At 43.9% G+C, this 24,378-nt stretch carries 17 protein-coding genes and 1 pseudogene; 13 read left to right on the forward strand and 5 right to left on the reverse strand.

Features of this window, described 5'->3' with window-relative positions:
- Positions 1–343: 343 nt before the first annotated feature.
- The 4 genes from E5342_RS06405 to E5342_RS06420 are packed head-to-tail and all read left to right on the forward strand — an operon-like array spanning position 344 to position 5,218.
- Entirely contained in the window at positions 344–1,735 is a 1,392-nt protein-coding gene (locus E5342_RS06405; RefSeq protein ID WP_121736394.1) for a TolC family protein, read from the forward strand.
- A 25-nt stretch (positions 1,736–1,760) separates the two neighbouring features.
- Entirely contained in the window at positions 1,761–2,774 is a 1,014-nt protein-coding gene (locus E5342_RS06410) for an HlyD family secretion protein (RefSeq protein ID WP_121736395.1), read from the forward strand.
- Entirely contained in the window at positions 2,771–3,949 is a 1,179-nt protein-coding gene (locus E5342_RS06415; protein ID WP_121736396.1) for an ABC transporter permease, read from the forward strand. The genes E5342_RS06410 and E5342_RS06415 overlap by 4 nt, the downstream gene beginning before the upstream one ends.
- Positions 3,950–3,961: 12 nt before the next feature.
- The gene (locus E5342_RS06420) at positions 3,962–5,218 is read left to right on the forward strand and encodes an ABC transporter permease (RefSeq protein ID WP_135959074.1); all 1,257 of its coding nucleotides are present in this window, start codon (positions 3,962–3,964) and stop codon (positions 5,216–5,218) included.
- A gap of 99 nt (positions 5,219–5,317) precedes the next feature.
- Here E5342_RS06420 and E5342_RS06425 read toward each other — a convergent pair whose 3' ends face one another.
- A complete protein-coding gene (locus tag E5342_RS06425; protein WP_121736398.1) occupies positions 5,318–6,706 on the reverse strand; it encodes a DUF1080 domain-containing protein in 1,389 nt (462 codons plus the stop codon).
- Positions 6,707–6,861: 155 nt separating this feature from the next.
- On the opposite strand from E5342_RS06425, the gene E5342_RS06430 reads away from it, so the two are divergent.
- The gene (locus E5342_RS06430) at positions 6,862–7,764 is read left to right on the forward strand and encodes a sugar phosphate isomerase/epimerase family protein (protein WP_121736399.1); all 903 of its coding nucleotides are present in this window, start codon (positions 6,862–6,864) and stop codon (positions 7,762–7,764) included.
- 57 nt (positions 7,765–7,821) lie between these two features.
- Here E5342_RS06430 and E5342_RS06435 read toward each other — a convergent pair.
- From E5342_RS06435 to E5342_RS06445, 3 genes and pseudogenes are all read right to left on the reverse strand, one after another.
- Positions 7,822–9,454, reverse strand: a pseudogene (locus tag E5342_RS06435) (IS1182 family transposase).
- 124 nt (positions 9,455–9,578) lie between these two features.
- Positions 9,579–12,149, reverse strand: coding sequence for an alpha-glucan family phosphorylase (glgP, locus tag E5342_RS06440; protein ID WP_135959075.1), 2,571 nt, complete (start codon positions 12,147–12,149; stop codon positions 9,579–9,581).
- 73 nt (positions 12,150–12,222) lie between these two features.
- Positions 12,223–13,881 (reverse strand): glycosyltransferase, encoded by a 1,659-nt coding sequence (locus E5342_RS06445; RefSeq protein WP_121736401.1) that lies wholly within the window; start codon positions 13,879–13,881, stop codon positions 12,223–12,225.
- A gap of 127 nt (positions 13,882–14,008) precedes the next feature.
- Between E5342_RS06445 and E5342_RS06450 the strand changes: the two genes are divergently transcribed.
- From E5342_RS06450 to E5342_RS06490, 8 genes are all read left to right on the forward strand, one after another.
- The gene (locus E5342_RS06450; RefSeq protein ID WP_121736402.1) at positions 14,009–14,299 is read left to right on the forward strand and encodes a hypothetical protein; all 291 of its coding nucleotides are present in this window, start codon (positions 14,009–14,011) and stop codon (positions 14,297–14,299) included.
- A 2-nt stretch (positions 14,300–14,301) separates the two neighbouring features.
- Positions 14,302–14,850 carry a 1-acyl-sn-glycerol-3-phosphate acyltransferase gene (locus tag E5342_RS06455; protein WP_135959076.1) on the forward strand — a complete coding sequence of 183 codons (549 nt, stop codon included), beginning with the start codon at positions 14,302–14,304 and terminating at the stop codon, positions 14,848–14,850.
- 128 nt (positions 14,851–14,978) lie between these two features.
- Entirely contained in the window at positions 14,979–15,764 is a 786-nt protein-coding gene (locus tag E5342_RS06460) for an amidohydrolase (protein ID WP_121736404.1), read from the forward strand.
- A 20-nt stretch (positions 15,765–15,784) separates the two neighbouring features.
- Complete coding sequence (locus E5342_RS06465; protein ID WP_135959077.1) at positions 15,785–17,035, forward strand: MFS transporter; 1,251 nt, start codon at positions 15,785–15,787, stop codon at positions 17,033–17,035.
- Positions 17,036–18,034: 999 nt separating this feature from the next.
- Positions 18,035–19,534, forward strand: a complete 1,500-nt coding sequence (locus E5342_RS06475; protein WP_121736406.1) for an ATP-binding protein — start codon at positions 18,035–18,037, stop codon at positions 19,532–19,534.
- A gap of 16 nt (positions 19,535–19,550) precedes the next feature.
- Positions 19,551–20,261: a hypothetical protein gene (locus tag E5342_RS06480; RefSeq protein WP_135959078.1), complete on the forward strand. Its 711-nt coding sequence runs from the start codon at positions 19,551–19,553 to the stop codon at positions 20,259–20,261.
- A 208-nt stretch (positions 20,262–20,469) separates the two neighbouring features.
- Positions 20,470–20,799, forward strand: coding sequence for a hypothetical protein (locus E5342_RS06485; protein ID WP_236651368.1), 330 nt, complete (start codon positions 20,470–20,472; stop codon positions 20,797–20,799).
- Positions 20,800–20,931: 132 nt separating this feature from the next.
- Positions 20,932–21,765, forward strand: coding sequence for a PepSY-like domain-containing protein (locus E5342_RS06490; RefSeq protein WP_135959079.1), 834 nt, complete (start codon positions 20,932–20,934; stop codon positions 21,763–21,765).
- Positions 21,766–21,833: 68 nt separating this feature from the next.
- Here the strand turns inward: E5342_RS06490 and galB are convergent, their stop codons facing one another.
- The gene (gene galB, locus E5342_RS06495; protein WP_135959080.1) at positions 21,834–24,338 is read right to left on the reverse strand and encodes a beta-galactosidase GalB; all 2,505 of its coding nucleotides are present in this window, start codon (positions 24,336–24,338) and stop codon (positions 21,834–21,836) included.
- Between the last annotated feature and the right edge of the window lie 40 nt (positions 24,339–24,378).

Here is a 24,378-nt window from a genome sequence, read left to right on the forward strand (position 1 = left end):
AGAAGGCAAAATTGGCCTATACACGGAAAATTATGCATATCTTTGTTCTTGCAAACAAGGGTTCTTTGAGATGGCAGAGGCGAAATCAGGTGGTTTCACGTTTCTTTTTCGATGTCGTTCGACCTAAAAAGCAACGGATAGGTAGCAAAATTACCTCATAACTCCTCGATATCCCGCTTTTTTGGAAAAAAGGAAGAATACAGTCATTCAACACCCAATTCCTTTAGTCTCCAACCACTTACTTTATTCCGCCAAAATCTGCCAAAATCTCACGAATTCTTTATATTTTTGTCGCATAGAGAATATGATGGCATTATATAGGTAGGTTAAAACGATATTAAAGATGAAGAGAACTATCTTTCTATTAACATTTGTAGTCACGGTGAGTTGTGTGCACGCTCAGCGAATGTTGACATTGGAAGAGTGCCGGAATTTGGCGATCCAGAACAATAAGGAGCTACAAATCTCTGGCGAAAAGATTAAGATGGCGGATAATGAGAAAAAAGCCGCTTTTACCAAGTATTTTCCTCAATTATCGGCAAACGGAGCCTATATGTGGAATCAGAAGGATGTAAACTTACTGGACATGGGTGCTTTATCCTCATCCTTGAGTTCTTCTTTAGGTGGCTTGGCTCAATTACCGATAATCCAACATTTGATGAGTGGGGTGAACGATATGCAACATTTGGATGTGCAGAATCTCTGGGTAGGTAATGTATCGTTGGTGCAGCCTGTATTCATGGGTGGGAAGATCGTTAATTATAACCAGATCACTAAGTTTGCCAAGCAATTAGCGGAGTCAATGAATAATTCGCAGTTGCAGGACTTGATTTATAAGACTGATGAGATCTATTGGCAAGTCATATCTTTGGTGAATAAGAAGAAATTGGCAGTTGCTTATGTGGATTTGCTCCGTAAGATGGACGGTGATGTGACCGCTATGATCCATGAGGGAATAGCTACTGAGGCTGATGGCCTTTCTGTTAAGGTGAAACTGAATGAGGCTGAGATGACTCAGACGAAGGTTGAGAATGGTCTGGCTTTAACCCGAATGCTTTTAGCCCAAATTTGTGGTTTGTCTTTAGAGGAGGATTTATCGCTTGCGGACGAGAAGCTGGATAATTTTCCAGTAGAGACTACACAAGCTTCGGCCGATCTGAATGAGGCTTTCATGAATCGTAATGAACTGAGAAGTCTGGATTTGGCAATGAAAATCTATAAGCGAAAAGAACGTATCGCTTTGGCGGAAATGTTGCCTAATGTCGCTTTAGCTGCGAATTATTTCGTCACGAATCCGAATGTCTTTAATGGTTTTAAAAATGATTTCGCAGGTATGTTTAATGTGGGAGTTATGGTAAAAGTCCCCTTATCCGGTTGGTGGGAAGGTACTTATAAGCGTAACTCGGCGAAGGCGGAAACCCGCATAAAAGCATTGGAATGGCAGGATGCCCGTGAGAAGATTGAGTTGCAGGTAAATCAATCTGTTTATAAAGTGAATGAGGCGGGTAAAAAATTGATCGCTTCTTCTCGTAATATGGAAAATGCGGAAGAGAACTTGCGGCGTGCGAATTTAGGTTTTGAGGAAGGGGTTATTCCGGCTTTGAACTTGATGGAGGCACAAACTGCGTGGGTTTCTGCTCGCTCTAGTTTGATTGATGCTCAGATCGAAGTGAAACTAACAGAGGTTTACCTGAGTAAGGCTTTGGGTAAACTGTCCGTGAATGAAAAAGAGTAATAACAAAATAAAAATATACACAGAGATGAACGAGAATAAGAAGTTTTCTATCAGTAACATGATGTTAGCTTTTATCACGGTATTGGTCGTGATCGGATTGGTAGCCTTGGCGGGTTTCTTCCTGCTTACACTGCCTGATGATATTATAATGGGGCAGGCCGAGGCCACCCAAGTTCGTATCTCCGGCAAAGTTCCCGGACGTATCGCTTCTTATCGTTTTGGCGAAGGTGATCAGGTAAAAGCCGGAGATACTTTAGTCTTTTTAGATATGCCCGAGGTTATGGCGAAGCTGAAACAAGCGGAGGCGGCTCGTGCGGCAGCGGAAGCACAGAATGCCAAAGCGATTAAAGGTGCTCGTGAGCAGGAAATCACGGCCGCTTATGAGATGTGGCAAAAGGCGCAAGCCGGATTGACTATCGCTAAGAAATCTTTCGATCGTATTCAGAATTTATATGAGAAAGGGGTGATGTCCGCTCAAAAAAGAGACGAGGTGGAGGCTAACTATAACGCTATGGTAGCGACAGAGAAGGCTGCCCATTCTCAATATGAGATGGCGAAGGAAGGTGCCCGTAAGGAAGATAAGGCCGCCGCCGCCGCCATGGTTCAACGTGCGGAAGGTGCTATCGCTGAAGTGGAGTCGTATGTGGGTGAGAGCGCTTTGGTGGCTCCGATTGACGGGGAGGTTTCGGAACGATTCCCGGAAGTCGGCGAGTTGGTTGGCACAGGTGCTCCGATCATGAATATCTCTGATTTAAATGATGTATGGGTAACTTTCAGTATCCGTGAGGATCTGTTGAAAGACATCAAGATTGGCTCGGAAATAAATGCTTTCATTCCGGCGTTGGGGGATCAATCGGTGAAGTTGAAAGTCTATTATATGAAGGATATGGGCTCGTATGCCGCATGGAAAGCGACAAAGACGAATGGACAGTATGACTCGAAGACTTTCGAGGTGCGTGCCCGTCCGTTAGAGAAAGTCGCAGATCTTCGTCCGGGAATGTCCGTGATCTTAAAGAAAAAAGGAAAAGATATCGTATGACCTATAAAGAAAGTTTGCATAGAATCTGGCTTATCGCGAAGCGTGAGGTGCATCGGCTGATGGCTCAACCGATTTACTTCTTTTGTATGCTGATCGCTCCGGCAATCTGTGCCATTTTCTTTGTATCGTTGATGCATGAGGGATTGCCGACCGATCTGCCGATAGCGGTGGTAGATATGGATAACTCTGCTACCTCGCGCAATTTGATTCGCCAGTTGGATGCCTTTGAGCAGACGGAGGTATATATGAAAACCATGTCGTTTACCGAGGCTCGTCAAGAAATGCAGAAAGGGAATGTATATGGAATCTTTTACATTCCATCCGATTTCGCTGCAGACGCTACATCTGGAAAGCAGCCTCGGTTGTCTTTCTATACGAATGGTACCTATTTGATCGCCGCCTCCTTACTGTTCCGGGATATGAAAACGATGTCGGTATTAGCGGGGGCCGCTGTGGGTTTACAGACCGGACGAGCTAAAGGATATACCGAGGCGCAGATCATGGGACAGTTACAACCGATCGTGATCGATACGCATCCGATCGGCAACCCGTGGTTGAATTATTCGGTATATTTGAATAATACGGTTTTGCCGGGTATCATCCAGTTGATGGTATTTCTGGTGACAGTATTCAGTATCGGTACGGAAATTAAATATTCCACATCCCGTCAATGGTTGGATATGGGAGGGAACTCCATGGTTGTTAGTTTGTTGGGAAAGTTATTGCCGCAGACGGCTATTTTTACGGTCGTAGGCTTTATGTATTGTGCTGTGTTGTATGGAATTAATTCTTTCCCGTTAAATAGCGGTTGGTTTCCGATGCTTTTGGCGATGTTTTTGTTGATTATTTCCTCTCAGGCGGTAGGCGTATTTATGATTGGCGTATTACCGACTCTCCGTCTAGGGCTTAGCTTTGCCAGCCTGTTCGGAATGATCTCGTTTTCCATTGTAGGATTCTCGTTTCCGGTACAAGGTATGGACCCTACGTTGCAAGCGTTGGCTCGTTTGTTCCCTCTGCGGCATTATTTTTTGATTTATGTCGATCAAGCCTTGAATGGGCGAGCGCTATTCTATACGTTGGGCGAGTACGCTTGGTTGTTAGGATTTTTGATCTTGCCGTTCCTTATTGGGCGGAACTTGAAGAGGGCGTTGTTGGATTTCAAATATCTGCCGTAAAAACTGTATGTGATGAAAAGAGAACATCGTTTACGATATATCATAAAGGAAGGTCATCTGGATGTGTTTTATATTTGGAAGGATGAGTTGAGAAACGTGTTTAAAGATGTGGGGGTCATGATTTTCTTTTTCTTGGTGCCTTTTGTGTATCCGCTGCTTTATTCATTTATATATAATAATGAGGTAGTACATGAGGCGAAGATGGTGGTGGTAGACCAAAGTGATTCCTATTTGAGCCGTGAGTTTACCAGACGGGTTAACGCCACACCGGATGTGGAGGTAGTGGGTGTTTGTCCGGATATGGCAGAAGCCAAGAAGATGTTGGATGAGAAGAAGGCCTATGGAATTTTGCTCTTTCCCTCGGATTATAGTAAGGACTTGCATGAAGGGCGACAGACAACCGTCTCTTTGTATTGCGATATGAGTGCCTTATTGTTTTATAAGGCTTTCCTTTTGGCGGCGACAGAGGTATCGTTGGATATGGGTAAGGAACTTCGGATGCATAATGATCCGTCGTCCACGGATAAAATGGATCGGATCACGGTAGACCCGATCCCATATGAATCAGTAGCGTTGTTTAATTCCCAGAATGGCTTTGCCAGTTTCTTGGTACCGGCTATCTTGATCTTGGTATTGCAACAGACTTTGATCTTGGGTATCGGAATGTTGGGAGGAACGGCACGGGAAAAGAATCGTTTCCATAGTTTAGTACCTGTTTGCCGGCATTTTAATGGGACTTTGCGTATCGTGTTCGGCAAGTCATTGACTTATTTTTTGCTGTATGTGGTGGTTTGCATCTGGGTATTGGCGATTGTCCCTAAGTTATTCTCCTTGCCTCAGGTTGGTGAGCCACTGATAATTTTATTATTCTTACTGCCTTATCTGTTTGCCTGTATTTTTATGTCTATGACGCTATCGGGATTTATGACTAGTCGTGAATCGCCTATGTTGGTGTTCGTTTTCACGTCTGTCATCTTGCTGTTTATCTCGGGTGTATCTTGGCCGGAGGCGGCTATTCCTCCGTTTTGGAAAGCGGTGGGTTATTTGTTTCCTTCTACTCCGGGTATCCAAGGATTTATCCGTATCAACACGGCTGGCGCTTCCTTGCATGAGGTGGCGCGTGAATATCGGGTGTTATGGATTCAGGCGGGCGTATATTTCATCTTGGCTTGTATCATTTACCGTTACCAGATTATACGTAGCCGGAAGATGATCATTAAGCGATACCGGTATATGAAGATGCGACGGATATGGCGAGAAAAAGGGTGACCCCTGCTTCCGGGTGTCGGAACCCCTCGCTTCCGGGTGTCGGAACCTCTCGCTTCCGGGTGTCGGAAACGGGAGGTTCCGGAGAGGGCAAATGTGTGATTAGATTTTAACTTTCGGTTTATACATATCCTCAGCGGTCAGGCCACATTCTTTCATCATGCGGATACTGTAAGACAGATCGCTGACGTTTGGTGTCACGTTGTTACTTCCAAACGTGAATTTAACGCCGGCGGCTTTCGCCTTCATAATGATCGCTTTATTTGGGATGTTGTATAGCTCGTTGATCTCTAAAGCTTTTCCGCTTTTTGCCAATGCCTCGACGAAACGGTTCATGCGGGCCTCCGTCCAGAACTCGTCAAAACGCTTATCCATCGGAGATGGCAAGAAACAAGGATTTACGTAGATATCTACCGGCTCTTCCAATACGGAGCAGATACGATCTACGATCATGTCCATATATTGCTCCTCATTCTCGATCCAAGTCTCTTCCGGAATCCATAGGCGGGTACGGCGACCTTTATTGTCCTTGAACGTCAAAGCGTCCGTAAACACATAGTCGAACTCTTTAAGAGTCTCGGGAGAGAATGTACTTATCCATTCGCGTCCTTCTGCTTGCATGCCAAGAATGAAAGGCTGTGAGCGCATCTCATTTAGATAATCCATAACTTGTTGGTCGTTCGTGATCGGGAAACCGATGCCGCAGTTAGGTGCGATCGTATAATTGATACCGGTCTTGCGGGATTGCTTAGCGGCAACTTCCTTGGTTAACCCACCTTTTAAGTGCACGTGATAATCCAATACAGGGAAATCCGATTGGTGCAATTTAATGATCTCGTCATTTTGCTCATCGTTAGTTTCTGCCAATTGTGCGTTGATATCGATCGTGGATCCATCAATTACGTTCACGGCGATATTCTTGATTTGGATCTCACCACTACCATCACTCTCTATGCCAAATGTTCCTTCCGATAATAAGGTGTAGGCATTAGCGTCCGTACGATACGGTGCGGTCGGTTGGATGTACTCTACAACCGGTTCGCCATTTATATTTACATCGATCTCTCGTCCGGCTACCCGGATATCCATCTTGAACCATTGATCTTCTTTTACGAAGCTTTTGGTCAAATTCCGCACGGAAATAAGACTGCCTGTCATTTTCCACCAAATCTTATCAGATCGGTCATTATTGATAGCGATACGATATCCTTTCTTCAAAGTCGGGTCCGTATGGAACCAAACAGCACCTTTGCCTCCCGGAGTAGTACGTAGCTCAAGGGTCAGGTCGAAGTTTTTGTATTTACCGTTTTTCAGAACGGCCAGTGCATCTGTACCTTTCAAGGTCATTATGCCGTCTTGAACGGAGACATCGCCTGTCGTTTTCCATTTGTTACTATCTTTGCCATCGAATAAAGTGCCACTGCTGGAAACACTACAAGCTGTGGCCAGGACAAAGAGAAAGCCCATCGCTAGAATTGATAATTTTTTCATGATATAAATGATTTAAGTAATAATATCTTCCCCAAAGATAACGAAAATTAAAATACAATGTTATTTTTGAAGATTTTAACTTCCATAAAGATATAAACCTAAGAATATAGTCTTACTTTTGTAAAAATTCTCAATCAAACTTAATTAATAGTACTATGCAGAACAGACGTGATTTTTTGAAGCAAGCCTCTTTGATGCTTGCGGGTGGGTTGGTAGCCCCGCAGTTATTATCTTCTTGTGGCGGTAAATCAGGACAAGCTGCCGCAGGTACTGAAGCGGCTAAGAAACATATCGGACTTCAGTTATATTCCTTGCGCGATGATATCAATGATTTGGGTATCCAAAAGGTATTGGAGATTGTATCAAAGATGGGATATGTCAACTTGGAGACTGCGGGTTATAGTGATGACGGAAAGATTTACGGCGTTGATCCTTCTGAGTTCAAAAAGATGTGTAACGACTTGGGTATGAAACCGACAAGTGCTCACCTTTCTCATTTCATCAGCGATGATATGAACAAAGACTTGTCTTGGTGGAATACAGCCATAGAAGCTCATAAGAAAGCTGGTATGAAATATATGGTTATGCCGGTATCTCCGATTAACGAGAAAGCTTCCTTGGATGATTTGAAGAGATACTTTGGTGATTATTTCTATCAGATTGGCTTGGCGGCAGCTGGAGCTGGTATTAAGTTTGGTTATCATAACCATGACTATGAGTTCAAGCAAATTGAGGGACAGACTATTTATGACTTGATGTTGGAAAACTCCAGCCCGGATCATGTGATGTTCGAGATGGACGTATATTGGGTAATGCGTGGAGGTCAGAATCCTGTTGATTACTTGAAAAAATATCCGAACCGTTTCCCGATTCTTCATATCAAGGACGAGAAAGCCATCGGTGCAAGTGGCCAAATGGATTTCAAGCCTATCTTCGAGCAGGCTTATGCAAATGGAATGAAAGACTGGTACGTGGAGGTTGAGCGTTATGATGGCACTCCTCAGGAAGATGTCCAAAAGAGCTACGATTTCTTGAATAAAGCGGATTATGTAAAATAATTTTTTCAGAAAAAAGGATAGAAAGAAGGTGTCCGAAAAGGATGCCTTCTTTTTTAGTTATGCCGTGCGTTTATTGTCCATTTTTATTTTCAAACCATTTTTGTTCATCTCAATTCTCTTTCTTGGGAAAGTAATCCTACAGAAATAAGTAAAAAATAAAGGAGAACTGACTTTTTTAGCCAGTTTCCTTAGATTATGTGCAATAGCAATCAAGGTAAACTCTGTTTTTACCTTCTCCAACCCTCTTAATCTAAACCGGTTCCACGCTGAATTATGCTTTATCTGTGCAAAGACCGCTTTCGGTTCTATACATCCTCTGCCCCTATGATGAATCCCCTCCTCACTCAGGAGCTTTTCCCGTGCTTTTTGTTTGTATCTGTTAAGGTTATGGTTCACTTCTATGATCTGGTTGGTCTTTGATTTATGACATTTAGATTTTAGCGGGCAACCCTCACAGTTACGTGCCTGATAACGTTTCTGTATGGATACATATCCCAGATCGGATCTACTTTTCCTTTGACCTATGTATTCCATATGTTGTCCCATCGGACATACGTAATAATCCCGGTCCTGGTTGTAGTAAAGATTATGTACGGCAAAAGCATCCTTTTTCCAGGCACGCTTCTGCTCTTTGTGGAAATAATTGTACTTGACAAAAGCCTCTATACCCGCATTCCTCATAAACTCATAGTTTTATTCACTTCCATAACCGGCATCAGCCACTACTATAGAAGACTGCCTGTGATAAGTTTCCCGAAAATCTTTCAAAAAAGGAATTAAAGTTCACGAATCTTCGGCCTGCCTGTAAATCCCCTGATTGATAACAAACTGATTCTTTGTGGCAACCTGTATGTTATAGACGGGTTTCAATTGGCGGTTTTTCATATGGTCCTCTTTCATGCGCATGAAGGTCACATCCCCATCTGCCTTACTGAAAGAATTACGATCCTCTAATGTTTCTAATTGCGATTCGTATTTGGCAAGGCAGGGCAGATATTCGTCCTGTAGCTTTTTGACTTGCTTTTGCTCGGCTTTGTTCATCTCGGAGAGCCGTTTGTTTAAAGCACTCACTTTTTCCCGCAAACCACAGGAATCCATATCCGGTAAAACGTCCGGCGTCCTTTCCCGTTTGTCCTGTTCGATATGCTTGTCTGCCTCACTAAAGATTGACTGTATTTTCGACTCCAGTTTTGCCTTGTTTTTTTCCACGCTGCCACGCCAGACAAAAGTGTAGCGGTTGGATGCCGATTCCACTTTGGTGCCATCGATATACTGTACATCCAAACTGGCATAGCCGAATTCCTGTAACAGCAGAACAATGGCTGAAAACAACGATTTTATGTGTTCTTTTAAACGTTTGCCACGGAAATCATTGATCGTGCGGAAATCGAGAGTACTATTACCGGACAACCACATGAAATGAATATTCTCCTGCAAGGCCTTTTCTATTTTGCGACAGGAATAGAGATTGTTCAGGTAGGCATAAAATAAGACCTTGAGCATCATACGGGGATGGTAGCTGCTGGTACCTCCTCCTTTATATGCCGAGAGCAGACAACTAATATCCAAAGCCTCTACAACACTGTTTACTATACGTACGGGATGACTGGAAGCTATCTTTTTCCGATAAACAGACCGAAAAAAGTATATTTTGGTTGGATGTCAACTCTTTAAATACTATCTTAGCCATTGTTATAATGTTTGTTTTTTGCAGCGGTAAGATAATAATTTTTACCGAAATAAACAATAGCAAAAGAGGCTGTCACACTTTTTGGACAGCCTCCTTCTTTATTATTTGTTTTGCTTGTTGCCGATTATAATTGAATCCAACGTACATAAGCGAAGTCCATGCGGTGAGGCAATTCCTTGTTTACAGGGTATACACGGAAGCCCATTTTTTGGTTGCCCGCCTCGGAAGGAGTAGTTGTCAGCTTGAAGTATAGCTTAGATCCCTCTTCTTTCATCAGCTCGAACTGAGCTGTACTAACCAAGTTCAAGACATGTTTCTCTGGATCTTCTTTCGTGAGAACCATCTCGGCACCTAACATACCTTGCAACTCATGACGGTCGATCACCAAATTGAAGTTGTATTCTTTTCCTACTACCGGTCCGTTCAAGGTGAATTCTTGGTCGCACGTGAAAGATTCAACCTGGAAGCTATCCCAATGTTGAGCCACTTCCTCTTTCCATGCGGCGATTTCCTTAGCCACCTTATAGTTGTCCGCACCGATATGAGCGGAACGGGTAGCCAACTTGTGGTAGAAACGATCCTCGTAATCGTCCAACATACGCTTCATCGTATAGTCCGGAGCGATCTTGGCAATAGAGTTCTTGATATATTGGATCCAGTCAGGAGAGTATCCCTTGCTGTTCTTAGCGTAATAAGTCGGGATGATCTCTGTTTCCAACATGTGATAGATCGTAGCGGCGTCTAATTGATCTTGATATTGTTGGTTCTCGTACGTACGTTTGTCAGTCAATGCCCAACCTGCGCCTTCTACGTAACCTTCATACCACCAACCGTCAAGAACGGAGAAGTTCAATACACCATTCATCTCGGCTTTCTCGCCGGAAGTACCGGAAGCCTCTAAAGGACGAGTCGGGGTGTTCAACCATACGTCTACACCAGAGATCAAACGGCGAGCCAAACGCATATCGTAGTTCTCCAAGAAGATAATCTTTCCTAAGAACTCCGGACGGCGAGAGATCTCGACGATGTGCTTGATCAAACCTTGACCACCACCATCAGCCGGGTGAGCCTTTCCGGTGAATACGAACTGGATCGGGAACTTCTCATTGTTAACGATCTTAGCCAAACGGTCTAAGTCCGTGAACAACAGATGCGCACGCTTGTAAGTAGCGAAACGACGACCGAAACCGATCAACAAGGCATTCGGGTTGATCTTTTCAAGTATAGAAACTACCTTAGAAGGATCACCTTGGTTTTTCAACCAGCTATCTTTATATTGAACACGGATATAATCGATCAATTTATTCTTTAAGGTCATACGGAGATTCCAGATTTCCTCGTCGGAGACATTCTGGATTCCTTCCCAACATTTGCGATTTGATTGATCCTCGAAAAGCTTCGTGCCTAATTTATCCGCATAGAATTTCTTCATCTCCGTAGCGGCCCAAGTCGGCATGTGTACACCGTTCGTTACATAACCAACGTGCAGTTCATCCGGGAAGTAACCTTTCCAAACCGGGGCGAACATGCGCTGAGAAACCTTACCGTGCAACCAGCTTACGCCGTTAGCCTCTTGGCAAGTGTTCAAGGCGAATACGCTCATGGAGAATTTCTCGTTAGAACCTGGGTTCTCACGTCCCATGTCGATGAAATCTTGCCAGCTAATACCTAACTTGCCGGGGAACTCACCCATGTAACGTCCGAACAAACCCTCGTCAAAGTAATCGTGACCTGCAGGAACCGGAGTGTGTACCGTATAGAGAGCGGAAGCACGAACTACCTCCAACGCTTGGTTGAATGAAAGACCATCGTTCTGGATATAATCAACCAGACGCTGAGCGTTGATCAAAGCGGCGTGTCCCTCGTTGCAGTGATAAATTTGTTTCTTGATACCCAATTTGTTCAGCATCATGATACCACCGATACCCAACAAATACTCTTGTTTCATACGGTTTTCCCAATCGCCACCATATAATTGGTGCGTGATGGAACGATCCCATTCGCTGTTCTGAGGAATATCCGTATCCATTAAATACAAAGGTACACGACCTACGCTAACTTTCCAGATATGAGCGTAAACGGTTCTGCCCGGATAAGGAACTTCCAATACCATTGGCTCTCCGTTCGACTGCAATACCTGAGTCAACGGCAGGGCGTTGAAATTTTGCGGCTCGTAATTGGCGATCTGCTGACCGTCCATGGACAAAGTCTGTGTGAAATATCCGTAACGATACAAGAAACCTACGGCACATAAATCGATATTGCTATCGCTGGCCTCTTTCAGGTAGTCTCCGGCTAATACTCCCAGACCTCCAGAGTAAATCTTTAATACATTGGTCAAACCGTACTCCATGCTGAAGTAAGCTACAGAAGGTTGTGTCTTGTCGGGTTTTACATTGATATAAGCTTTGAAATCAGCGTATACCTTTTGGATCTCAGCCATTAACTCCTTGTCTGCTAAGATCTCTTCCATACGTTTGTGTGAAAGGCTTTGCAATAGCTGTACAGGGTTACCTTCTGTGGATTTCCAAAGTTGTTTGTCGATCTTGCCAAATAGTTTAGCGCCTTCATGATTCCATACCCACCAAAGATTCGTAGCGATCTCATTAAGTGGTTCCAACTGTTGTGGAAGCTTGGAATGTGAGTAGACGTCCTTCCAAATAGGACTGTTTGCGTTATTCGCCTTAATTTTCATTATCGTGAAGTTTAAAGTGTTTGTCTAAAAACGAGTGCAAAGATAGCATTATCTTATTAATTATGAGCAATATTTAACTATTTCTTTCCTCGGCATGCCTCATGGCGATATCGAATGCGGTCAGATAATAATCGATAAACTTGTTCCATTCTGCTTTTCGAGCGAGATCGAAACAACGCTGTTTGATTTCCTCGACGTCCGTAGCATCCTTTTGGCTGAGAGCCAGGATGGAGTTCATGATAGCGTCCGCTACCTCAAAATAATTGAAATCCGTACGATTAATAACCTCTACGCCTTCGCTAAGGTTATCTCCGGATACCGTTTTCTTCGCCCACATACCGAAACCAGCTAAATTGGTCGTGATCGTCGGTATACCGAAAGCGATACTTTCCAGCGGGGTATATCCCCACGGCTCGTAGTAGGATGGATATACGGTAGCGTCCATTCCTATCAGCATATCATAGTAGGTCTTATTGAAAATACCTCCTTTTCCGTCTAAATAACAAGGAACGAATATGATCTTTAGTTTTTCGGATGCCGCATTCGTGAAACCGGCGTGGTTGATATAATTCAAGACCTTATCTTCTGGCATATTATGCAACCAGTGCGTAATGAATGGGATTTGAAGCAGGGAGGTCGTCTTTATGTCCTGTTTGATCGCTTCTTTTAAATCTGCACGAGGGGCACGTACCCAAGCTGGTACCATGATGAAAGCGACTACTTCACGTTGCAAGCGTCCGGACGTTCGTACACGGTTCATCGCCTCGATGAAGACATCGATACCTTTATTCCTGTATTCATAACGGCCACTGGTGGAGACCAGCAAAGCGCTCGGGTCGATGGGGTAACCTAATAATTTCTCCGCTACATTAATTAATGTGCGACGTGCCTCCTTTCGCTTCTTGTCGTATTCCTTGCCCTCGGGCACGAAGTTGGGCTCGAAGCCGTTCGGGGTAACGATATCCGGTGCCTTATCCAATAACTGTTTACATTCCCGGGCGGTGATATCGCTTACGGTCGTGAAGCAATCCACGTAATGGGCGGCCTGCTTCTCTACGGAATGCTTGGCCTCCATGTTGAGCTCCTTGGCCATTTGGTCGCCGTTGTAACCGTCCATATAAGCGTACAGCGCTTTGTTGTTGCCGGCGATGGAACGTCCGATCGATGTGGCGTGTGTCGTGAAAAGTGTTGCTATGGCAGGGATTTGCTTTTGGATATAAAGCGCTCCCATCGCCAACATCCATTCGTTAAATAGGGCAGCTACCTTCTTATTTCCCAGTTTGTAGAAGTGATAGAAACTTTCTATCACCTTGCCTACCGCATACGCAAAGATGCAAGACTCATCGTAATCGCCATAGGCATGGATGGAATCCACTCGGAAATTTTCCCACATAGAATAGAAAAAGGCGTCTCGTTCACTGAAGTAGGATTTGAAATCTACCAGTATAACAGGGGGAGTACCCGGTACGTTCCAACGGCCCACCTTAACTTTCAAATGATCCGATGCCTCGGCGTGCATTTTCCAATCTTCAAACAAAGATGCGTCTTCCGTAAAATCAGGAGCGGTTGTATTTGCCCACACATCCGGACCAATGAATATTACTTTGTCGTTAAAAATTTGTTGAAGCGTATGGGCTTTTGTTGATAATACGGTATAAATACCTCCCACCTTATTACAGACCTCCCAGCTGCTTTCAAAGAGAAACTCTGGCGTCTTTATCATTTCGTTCATATTTGATTTGTTTATAATCAATGATTTCACGCCGCGAAGATAATTCTTTTTGTGCTTTTTTTCAGCCTTTCCTCGGTATTTAATAACATATGTTTTATATTTGTGGATAATTAAATATGAAATAATTATGGCTAAAAGAAGAATTTTAAAGAAAGAGATCAGTTACGTGGCAGGTGAATTGTTCACGGAAGCGCTGGTTTGCAAATTGTATATACCCGGAGTAAATCAAGAGAAAGCGGATGCTTTGATGACTCGTATCCTAGATATGCAAGATGGTTATACCCTCCGTGCCGGACATCCGGATGGCAAGGATAACAAGGCCTTAGTACGGAATTATTATCGCAAATTAAGAGCGGACTTGCAAAATGAGGTTAACGCTATCGCCGATGAGATAGGAGAGTTGAGCAAGGACAAGTAGGCATGAAGAAAGCGATTAGTAAGGCGATACTTCGTATGGCGGGGTGGAAGCTGGGCTCGGTAGATGGCGTAGATTTGCCGAAATGTATCGTATGTGTGGCGCCGCATACCAGTAACTGGGATTTTATCGTAGGGAAACTTTTTTATACCTCGATCGGGTGTAACGCCGGTTTCCTGATTAAGAAAGAGTGGTTTTTCTTCCCTTTCAATTTGTTGTTTAACTGGCTGGGAGGTGTTCCGGTGGATCGTGGCAAACGTACGTCGGTGACCGATCTGATGGTGGAACGTTTCAAGGCCAGCGAGCGGTTTCAATTGGCCGTAACACCGGAAGGTACCCGGAAGCGGGCCAAGGAATGGAAAAAAGGATTTTATTTTATCGCTTTGAAAGCGAACGTACCGATCGTGGTGGCTTATTTTGATTATGGAAAGAAAGAGGTGGGTACGAAAGGTATTTTTTATCCGACGGGTGATGTGGATAAAGATATCTATACGATACGGGAAATGTATCGAGGAGTTACTGCTTGCCATCCTGAGAATTTCGTACAGGTATAGGAGTTTTATGGTGAAGAAATAAGAGTTTTGCTATAGGAAAACAAAAGTTTTCTCTTACAGAAACAAAAGTTTCTTCACCATGAAACTATTTCCTTGTCACAATTTTATTACCTTAATATCTTTATTCTATGACTGAAGACTTGCGTATCAGCATGATACAATCCCATATTATTTGGGAAGACCGTGAAGAGAACTTGGGTTATTATGGCGAACTGTTGCGCCGTGTTAGTAGAAGAACCGATTTAGCTGTATTGCCAGAGACGTTTACCACAGGATTTTCCATGGACGTAGAGAAACAAGCCGATACGATGGAGGGCCAGACCGTACCGACTATAAAAGAATGGGCTGAAAAATATGAACTGGCCGTGGCTGGAAGTTTTATCGCGAAAGATAACGGAAAGTTCTACAACCGGGCTTTTTTCATTACTCCGGAAGGAGAGGAGTATTATTACGATAAACGTCATTTGTTCCGTATGGCAGGGGAGGACAAGCATTTCTCGGCGGGCGACAAACGGCTGATCGTGCCCTATAAAGGCTGGAATATTTGTTTGCAGGTTTGTTATGACTTGCGTTTCCCGGTTTGGAGCCGAAACGTGAATAACGAATATGATCTTTTGATTTATGTAGCCAATTGGCCCGAGGCCCGGAAGAAGGCGTGGAAGGCATTGCTGCATGCCCGTGCGATCGAGAACATGGCTTATGTCTGTGGTGTGAACCGTGTGGGGGTAGATGGGAAAGGCTTTCTTTTCAGAGGGGATTCCATGATTTATAACGCTAAAGGAAAGAAATTGGCTGATGCCGGGAAACGAGAGGAAATCACCCGGACATGTACCTTGAGGAAGAGCGAGCTGGATGAGTTCCGGGCTAAATTCCCGGCGTGGAAGGATGCGGATGGATTTAGTATTGGCTTCTAATCATCTAATTCCTGCTGATTATGGAAAAACGTAATCCTTGGGCTTGGATCCCGTCTCTTTATTTTGCTGAAGGCTTGCCCTACGTGGTGGTCATGACGCTTTCTGTGATCATGTATAAACGTTTGGGCGTCTCGAATACGGATATCGCCTTGTTTACCAGTTGGCTTTATTTTCCTTGGGTGATCAAGCCCTTCTGGAGTCCGTTCGTAGACTTGATAAAAACGAAGCGTTGGTGGATTTATAGCATGCAGTTATTGATTGGCGGGGGAATGGCTGGTGTGGCGTTTGTCCTTCCCGGGGATTTCTTTCTGCGGTTTACCTTGGCTTTCTTTTGGTTGATGGCGTTTAGTTCCGCTACGCACGATATTGCTGCGGATGGGTTCTATATGTTGGGATTGACGGAGGAGCAACAGGCATTCTTCATCGGTATCCGAAATATGTTCTACAGGGTGGCGATGCTAACCGGACAAGGTCTGCTGGTCATGCTGGCGGGGCTTTTGGAGGAGAGTACCGGACGGATTTCCTTTGCTTGGAGCCTGGTGTTTTTCGTATTGGCCGGTACCTTTATCGCCTTGGCTTTGTGGCATAAGTATGTTTTACCCCGTCCGGCGAGTGACGCGCAACGTACGAATATTACCCCTCATACCATCTTCGTGGAGTTTGGCAATACTTTCGTGAGTTTTTTCAGCAAGAAAGGGATTGTCCCGGCTTTGCTTTTTATGTTGACATATCGTTTGGGGGAATCCCAATTGGTAAAGTTGGCTTCTCCTTTCTTGCTGGATGGGAGGGAAGTCGGCGGGTTGGCGCTCAGCACTGGTGAGGTCGGGTTTGCTTATGGTACGGTGGGAGTGGTCTCCTTATTACTAGGAGGGATTTTAGGAGGTCTGGCTATATCCCGGCGTGGCTTGAAGACTTGGTTATGGCCTATGGCATTGGCTATCTCCTTGCCGAATCTGGTTTATTTATATATGGCTTATACGATGCCGGAGAGTATTGTTGTCGTAAACGCTTGTGTCGCTGTCGAGCAATTCGGCTACGGGTTTGGCTTTACGGCTTATACGATGTATCTGATGCTTTTCGCCGAGGGGGAATATAAGACTTCGCATTATGCGATCAGTACCGGTTTCATGGCATTAGGTATGATGCTGCCGGGAATGATATCGGGATGGATACAGGAGCAAATCGGTTACCAACATTTCTTTATCTGGGTAATGATCTGTTGCATACCTTTATTTATTGTATTGCCGTTCTTACGTTTCAAGAAAGAATAATCTTATACCGATAATCCGGGTGTGTAGGGGAAGGGCACGATGAATGTACCATCTTCCCCTTCTTTGGTTTCTAGGGTGATATATTGGCTTTCTCCAAAGCTTCCGCTAATGATTCCTTTTCATGTAATAGGGTTTTTTGCGCTTGTCGTTTTGCCTTGGGCTCTTGAGTTTACATGATATTATTATCGACCCGAATGTCTGCTTGGGCACATTACTCATGTAACTCTGCCTTAATGTGTCTATCTATATACTAGCGTGTAACATATAAATCGTAGACTTACCCAACTGTTCTATCAACCGGATATTTGTGACATGGCCGGGATCGTCCCAGAATCCGGAAATATTCGGATATTGCGCTAATAGTACTCCGAATCAAATGATTGTCTTTATAAGCTACATAGTCGCTTTCATAGAAATGCACTACTAGTATACGATATTTATTTCCCGACTGTTGACAAGAGAACTGTAGAATGGCTAGCGGAAAAAGTAGAGTAAATATGCAATATTTCTGTATGGATCTTGCTTGTATAAGTCGAAAATTAGTATGTTACCTTTAATCGTATTTTAAAATTAGTGTTTTTTATGCGAGTGCAAACTCGTTAATAATTATTGGATATAATGGATTTTTTTGTTGGATATGTAGAGCTGAAATAAAAAACGGCTATCGGATCCCGAAGGACCTGATAACCGTTTTTCTATCTTATGTGGAGCAAAAAAGCGGTTAAAATCGCTTCTTATTATTTTACTTCCTCAAAGTCAACAATATCTCTGTATGAGCAACTTGCGTACACGTGTTGCAATTATATCGCAAATCCGAAAATAAGCATCCATAAGCAACCACAACTCTTGACTGCAAAAGTACGATTTTTATTCATAAATAAAGAGATGTAAACGCATAAAAAATCAAAAGTCTGTGTCAATTTTAACAGAATCTCCACTTTTATCCTTACCTTTGTACATGATATTGGGGAGTTGTACCCTAACAATTATAAGGAAACGATGCAAATTCAAAACAATACATTGATAGCGGAATGCTCAGCTTACGATTTCAAGGAAATGTTGGAACGTAAGAAAGTGAAGTCATGGCTCAAATCCGTGTCGGCTTTTGCCAATACAGAAGGTGGAAGTCTGTTCTATGGAGTAAATGATGACGGAGTGATTGTGGGTTTGGAGAACCCACAATCTGATGCTGACTTTATCAGTGAAACGATAAAGGCAAGACTTGACCCTGTTCCGGAAGTACAACTCATCCCGATAGAACACGAAGGACATACACTGCTTGAAGTAAAAGTAAAGGCTGGAACGCTTACACCTTATTACTATTATCAGGACGGAACACGTACCGCATATATACGGGTTGGTAATGAAAGCGTGGAGTGTAATTCACAACAACTTCTTTCGTTGGTATTGAAAGGTACACACATGACATGGGATTCTCTTCCTACACAAATGGATGCCAGCAAGCACTCTTTTATTATTCTCGCCAATACTTTCCGTGAGCAAACCCATCAGGAATGGAATGACAAGTATCTGGAATCATTCGGTCTGGTTACTCCTGACGGTAAACTGACCAATGCCGGATTATTGTTCGTGGATAATTGCACAGTATTCCAATCGCGTATCTTCTGCACCCGTTGGACCGGACTTTATAAAGATGATGCCATCAGTTCCGTAGAGCACCGGGCCAACCTTGTATTGCTATTGAAATATGGCATGGACTTCATCAAGAACTACACCATGAGTGGATGGGTGAAGATGCCAAACTATCGACTTAACCTCCCTGACTATTCCGACCGTGCCATCTTTGAAGGGTTAGTAAACCATCTTATCCATAGAGATTATACTATAATGGGCGGTGAAGTGCATATTGACATTTACGATGACCGAGTGGAACTGGTATCACCCGGTGCTATGCTTGACGGTACACAGATTCAAGACCGTGACATATTCAAAGTGCCATCCATGCGCCGTAATCCTGTCATTGCGGATGTGTTCACCCAGTTGGACTATATGGAGAAACGTGGTTCCGGCTTACGCAAAATGCGGGAACTTACGGAGAAGCTACCCAATTTCCTGCAAGGAAAAGAACCTCAATATCAAACGGAAGCAACTTCTTTCTACACGACTTTCTATAATTTGAACTGGAGTGAGAACGGCAGAATACCAGTTGAGGAAGTGGCTAACAGAGTAAATAGTACCCTCGAAAAGTACCCTGTAAACGAAGAAAGTTCGGATGGAAAGTACCCTGTAAACGAAAATAGTACCCTCGAAAAGTACCCTGTAAAACGAAATGTCAACAAACCTGTTGGTAGAACGGCTCAACGTATTATAGATATGGTTATATCTAACCCAATGATAACTCGTGAGAAAATGGCAAATGAATTGGGTATCTCTTTGGATGGTGTCAAGAAACAGATAAAGAACCTTCGAGATAGAGGCATTCTCATCCATGAAGGTTCTGACAAGGCTGGTTATTGGCGTATAATTGTTAAACCATAAGCCGAGCAATAAACCTATGGGAACATCTTTCATTCCACTTTGTGCAATAATTGCCGTCTTGATTATCGCCTTTTTGTTTGCTTCCTTACCGCAGATAAACCATAAAACGCGATACAGAGTACTTTATGCAATAGCCATCATCATGCTATTTGCCGTTATTCCTATCAGTGAGTATATGTCTGAGAATACCAAAAATCCAAACAGCAATTATCTGCTTGTACTAATATTCGATATTGCAGTAGGTTATTTCTGTATGTACATTGCCGCATTGCTGAAATTCAATGTCCTTAAACGAAAGAATCAAGCATTGGAAAATGCCTTGACCGAAAAGCAACAAGAAAATGTAGCAATTCTATTGGAACATCAGAATGAAAAGCAGCAAGCACTTCAGCAAAGAGAACTTGAATGGTTAGCAGATAAAATCACGATGTTCACTGAGGAAGAGCAGAAAGCTATTCTTGCCAGTGCTTGCGCATTTGCAGAACACGGTTTGATAATCACTCCCTCAATAACCATTCAGCTAAAAGATACATGTAGTCAGCAAGATCTTATGTATTTTGTTTGTTCTACTTTTTTCAACATGGGCAAGAAGCGTAGTGATATTGTAAGTTTTTTATCCCAGACCTTTCCGCTTTACTTTCCTGCCGGAGAAAGTGTATTGGCTAAAAAGATGCCAGGAGTTGAAAAGCTAAAGGAAATGAGAGAGAAGGAAAATAAATCTAAGTAGGGATATTCAGTAAATGTCCCTAAAAATAAAATGGTATATGAATATGATAGATTCTAATCATCCCATATGCTATTTTTGTAGGGATATTCCTGAAATAGGAAAACTTAAGGTAACTAATTCATTACGAGTTAGTTGCCTTTTTTGTATGCTTTAAGCATTCCCCCCCAAAAAACGGTTTGACGGCCAAAACGGGGATAATCTAAAATATATGAAAAAAAATGATATGCCAACTGTCTATATAGGGAAGAGTCGGAAGGATTACAGTAGCGGAAGTTCCTCTATCAATGCGCCAGGGGGTAATGCCACGACGACTTTATATGCTTACACAAAGACAGGAACTCCGACCTCGTATAGCTGGAACGCTGAATTCTATGGAGAATGCGATAGATGGTACACTTATCCTTCCGGTAATCGATTAGATGTTAGTGTCTATCTAAACTCCCAACATAATGGTGGATCTCTCCGCATCACCTGCGCAATGTATAATGGAAGTTCTTTAATAGGTACAGCAACCTATTATTTGAACGTAAATCCGTAACAATTATACAAGAACAAGGATCTCGTCGAAACAAGACCCTTGTTCTTCATTCAATATACTTAAATCGGTTTCGCTCAAAACCTTTCCTATAGTCCTGTTGTTCTATACCCAAAACTTATAAACGCAAAATGTATGAACACAAGACTTATCCTATTCACATGTATAGCCGGTCTGACTCTCTTTTTCTCTGGCTGTAGCAAAAATGATGATGATCATCAAGGTATTATCCCTCTCCCCCCGGTAGAGAACGCTTTTCAAGAGAAATATCCCGATGCCAAGAACCCTGTTTTTGAGATCGAAGGTAACTATTATGTGGTAGATTTCAACAACGGCGGCTCCGAGACAACAGCTTGGTTCACGGATCAAGGCGTATGGATGATGGAAAAGATAGACATCTCTTTCGCCCAATTACCAGCAGCGGTATCCACCGCCTTCAAACAAGGCTTTTACTCAAATTGGATCGTGGATGACACGTACGCCATCAATCGCCTAAATATGGGAATCGTTTACAAGATCGAGGCGGAGCAGTCCAATAGCGAAGTAGACCTGTATTATTCACAGTATGGAAACCTGATCAAAGCCGTGGACGATGAGATCAATAATGACGCGCCGATCGTTATCCCGAAAGAGGTCAGCAACCTGATGGAGAGCACTTTCGCCAACGCCGAGTTGCTGGATATCCAACAGAACAGCCTAGGTTACGAACTGGATATGATCGATAACCAGATTTATAAAGTGGCGCAATTGAATAAGGATTACAGGTGGCAAAGTACCACATGGGCCATGTCCGAGCAAGAGGTTCCGCAGATCGTGATGCAAGGCTTCGAATCCTCCGCTTACGCTAGCGACAAGGTACAGTCCATATATACGTTATTGAATGCCAATGACACCTTCTACCTATTCAAGGTTTCACATAACGGGCAGGACGAGACGATTACCTTTGATGTATTCGGGAATATCGTATAAAAAAGCCGCGCGATTCACAGCCGTCTCCGGACTTGAATCGCGCGGTTTGCGTTATATGATAATCAAGCTTATTTACTGATCAATTCAAGGGTCGCCCCTTTTACTCCTGGTGCGGAAGCCTCGAAATAGATCGTCCCCGGTTCCTCGGCCGTCTGCACGATAGCGGTAAGTTGCCCGCTAAACAATTTCATTTCCGGAAGATGGAAGAGTTCCAGACTGGCACTATTTCCATTTGCCGCCGCACGGTAGGCTCCGGCACCACGTACCTTAAACTGAACCTGTCGAGTGTCCTCCGGACAAAGGTTACCGTTCTTGTCTACGACCCTGACATGAATGAAGGAAAGGTCTTTTCCGTCAGCCGTCAATTGGCTACGATCGGCGGATAACTCAATATGATGCGGCTTCCCTGCGGTATGAACCTCCTCCTCGGCCACAGCGTTACCCTCCTTATCATAAGCGACCACCTTCAAAGTTCCCGGCTCGTATTTGGTATCCATCCACATCAAGCGATACCGTTTCTGGCGCTCGAAACTCTTTTGAGCCGCTTCGGTATAACTACTATCGATACCGATGCTTAGATCTTTCGTACGTTTCCCTTGGCTCTTTCCGTTGATAAACAATTCGGCGGAAGGATAATTGGTATAAACGAATACGGGTGTCACCTCGCCCTCACGTCCCGGCCATGTCCAATGCGGCAGGATATGCAATGTCTTGGCGCTTTTGTTCCAATGACTACGGTATAAATAGTAACGATCCTTGGGGATACCCGCCAAATCGATAATACCGAACAAGGAGCTATGGCTTGGCCAATTCGTATAATAAGGAGTAGGCTCGCCCAGATAATCAAATCCTGTCCATACGAATTCCCCGATACAATACGGAAGGTCTTCATGCTGGATAAAATCGTCTTCCGGCAGATTAGACCAGCTGCAATGCTCCACGTCGTACGAGGAACTTTGGTGATCCTCATAGACAGCCATCGCCTTACGCTCTACCGGGAATTTATACACCCCTCGTGAGCTAACCGTGGAAGCCGTCTCGCTTCCTAAAATTATTTGCTGAGGTAGTTTCTTATAATTCAATTGATAACGGAACGGGCGATAATTAAATCCCGCTACATCCATGATCGCTGCCATATTATTATTCACGACGGCATCCGGAGCATCCATACCTTGTGTCACCGGACGAGTCGGGTCTTCCCGATGGCAAATGTCCTGTAAGAATTTGGAGATCTTACAACCGCTCTCATCCCATTGGTTAGGCACCTCGTTACCAATGCACCACATCACGACACTCGGGTTATTCCGGTAATGATGTACTAGATTCACTAGGTCTTTTTCCACCCATTCGTCAAAAATCAAGTTATAGCCGTTGGCGCATTTCGCCTTGTTCCATTCATCGAAGCTCTCTGCCATCAACATCATCCCCATCTCATCGCAAGCCTTTACCAACTCGGGAGCCGGCATATTATGGGACGTACGGATCGCATTGCATCCCATATCCTTCAAGATCCGGATCTGACGGCGGATGGCGGCATCATTGACAGCGGCACCCAGCGGGCCTAGGTCATGGTGATTACAAACGCCTTTGAATACCGTCTTCTCACCATTCAAGAAAAAGCCTTTATTTGGAATGATCTCGATCGAACGGATGCCGAACGGGGTCGTATAGATATCTTTCAGTTTATCGCCCTCATATAAACGTGTCTCTGCGGAATACAGGGCGGGCATATCTAGCGACCATAAAGTCGGGGTCTGGATGATAAACTCTTGAGAGAGACTATTATCATTGTACTTAATCTGAGAGAGAGGTGTAGTCTGCTCCGTCAACTTCTGCCCGTTCGAGTTCCATACACTGGTTTTCACGCTATACTTACCGGCGTTGGCACCTTCCGGCAGTACGATTTTCGTCTGTACATCGACTTTAGCGAATTTCTTCGTGACGGTCGGGGTCGTAACGTAAGTTCCCCAGACCGGGATATAGGCGTTTTCCGTCACGATTATATGTACATTCCGATATAGTCCCGCTCCCGGATACCAACGGGAGGATTCCGGCAAGTTCTCGAGGCGAACAGCCAAGGTGTTCTTTTTCCCCGGCATGAGTTGTTTCGTGATATCAAAATAGAAAGAATTATAGCCATACGGCCAATATCCAACCTCTTGCCCATTCACGTAGACCTTGGCATGGCTCATCGCACCGTCAAACAGGATCGTGGCACGTTTCCCATCCGTAAATTGAGGAACCTCAAACTCAGTTCGGTACCAGCCGACTCCCACGAAAGGCAAACCTCCGGTTCGGCCGGCATGTTCCATGGCTTCCGTTTGTCCGTCTTGGGCAATAGCGACCTCTTGCTTATCATTCTGTGCGCTGAAAGGACCGTAAATCGCCCAATCATGCGGAACGGTCACGGATTGCCATTTGCTATCGTTAAAACTAGGATTGATAAACTCCGGGCTGTCTTCCCGGGTGAACTTCCAATTCTTTTCCAGCAGGAACTCACTGCGTACTTGAGAAAACAACGCAGGGAAAAGGCAAAACAAACCGATTAAAATAGCGAAACTTGTTCTTTTCATTCGTTTTTTGTGTTTTTGTTATTCATAGCGGAACAAAAAT

It is taken from the genome of Parabacteroides distasonis, assembly GCF_004793765.1.
Lineage (GTDB): Bacteria > Bacteroidota > Bacteroidia > Bacteroidales > Tannerellaceae > Parabacteroides > Parabacteroides distasonis_A.

Coding starts and splice junctions, on each gene's coding strand:
- E5342_RS06405 (WP_121736394.1), top strand. CDS start 344: ATGAAGAGAACTATCTTTCTATTAACATTTGTAGTCACGGTGAGTTGT.
- E5342_RS06410 (WP_121736395.1), top strand. CDS start 1,761: ATGAACGAGAATAAGAAGTTTTCTATCAGTAACATGATGTTAGCTTTT.
- E5342_RS06415 (WP_121736396.1), top strand. CDS start 2,771: ATGACCTATAAAGAAAGTTTGCATAGAATCTGGCTTATCGCGAAGCGT.
- E5342_RS06420 (WP_135959074.1), top strand. CDS start 3,962: ATGAAAAGAGAACATCGTTTACGATATATCATAAAGGAAGGTCATCTG.
- E5342_RS06425 (WP_121736398.1), bottom strand. CDS start 6,706: ATGAAAAAATTATCAATTCTAGCGATGGGCTTTCTCTTTGTCCTGGCC.
- E5342_RS06430 (WP_121736399.1), top strand. CDS start 6,862: ATGCAGAACAGACGTGATTTTTTGAAGCAAGCCTCTTTGATGCTTGCG.
- glgP (WP_135959075.1), bottom strand. CDS start 12,149: ATGAAAATTAAGGCGAATAACGCAAACAGTCCTATTTGGAAGGACGTC.
- E5342_RS06445 (WP_121736401.1), bottom strand. CDS start 13,881: ATGAACGAAATGATAAAGACGCCAGAGTTTCTCTTTGAAAGCAGCTGG.
- E5342_RS06450 (WP_121736402.1), top strand. CDS start 14,009: ATGGCTAAAAGAAGAATTTTAAAGAAAGAGATCAGTTACGTGGCAGGT.
- E5342_RS06455 (WP_135959076.1), top strand. CDS start 14,302: ATGAAGAAAGCGATTAGTAAGGCGATACTTCGTATGGCGGGGTGGAAG.
- E5342_RS06460 (WP_121736404.1), top strand. CDS start 14,979: ATGACTGAAGACTTGCGTATCAGCATGATACAATCCCATATTATTTGG.
- E5342_RS06465 (WP_135959077.1), top strand. CDS start 15,785: ATGGAAAAACGTAATCCTTGGGCTTGGATCCCGTCTCTTTATTTTGCT.
- E5342_RS06475 (WP_121736406.1), top strand. CDS start 18,035: ATGCAAATTCAAAACAATACATTGATAGCGGAATGCTCAGCTTACGAT.
- E5342_RS06480 (WP_135959078.1), top strand. CDS start 19,551: ATGGGAACATCTTTCATTCCACTTTGTGCAATAATTGCCGTCTTGATT.
- E5342_RS06485 (WP_236651368.1), top strand. CDS start 20,470: ATGAAAAAAAATGATATGCCAACTGTCTATATAGGGAAGAGTCGGAAG.
- E5342_RS06490 (WP_135959079.1), top strand. CDS start 20,932: ATGAACACAAGACTTATCCTATTCACATGTATAGCCGGTCTGACTCTC.
- galB (WP_135959080.1), bottom strand. CDS start 24,338: ATGAAAAGAACAAGTTTCGCTATTTTAATCGGTTTGTTTTGCCTTTTC.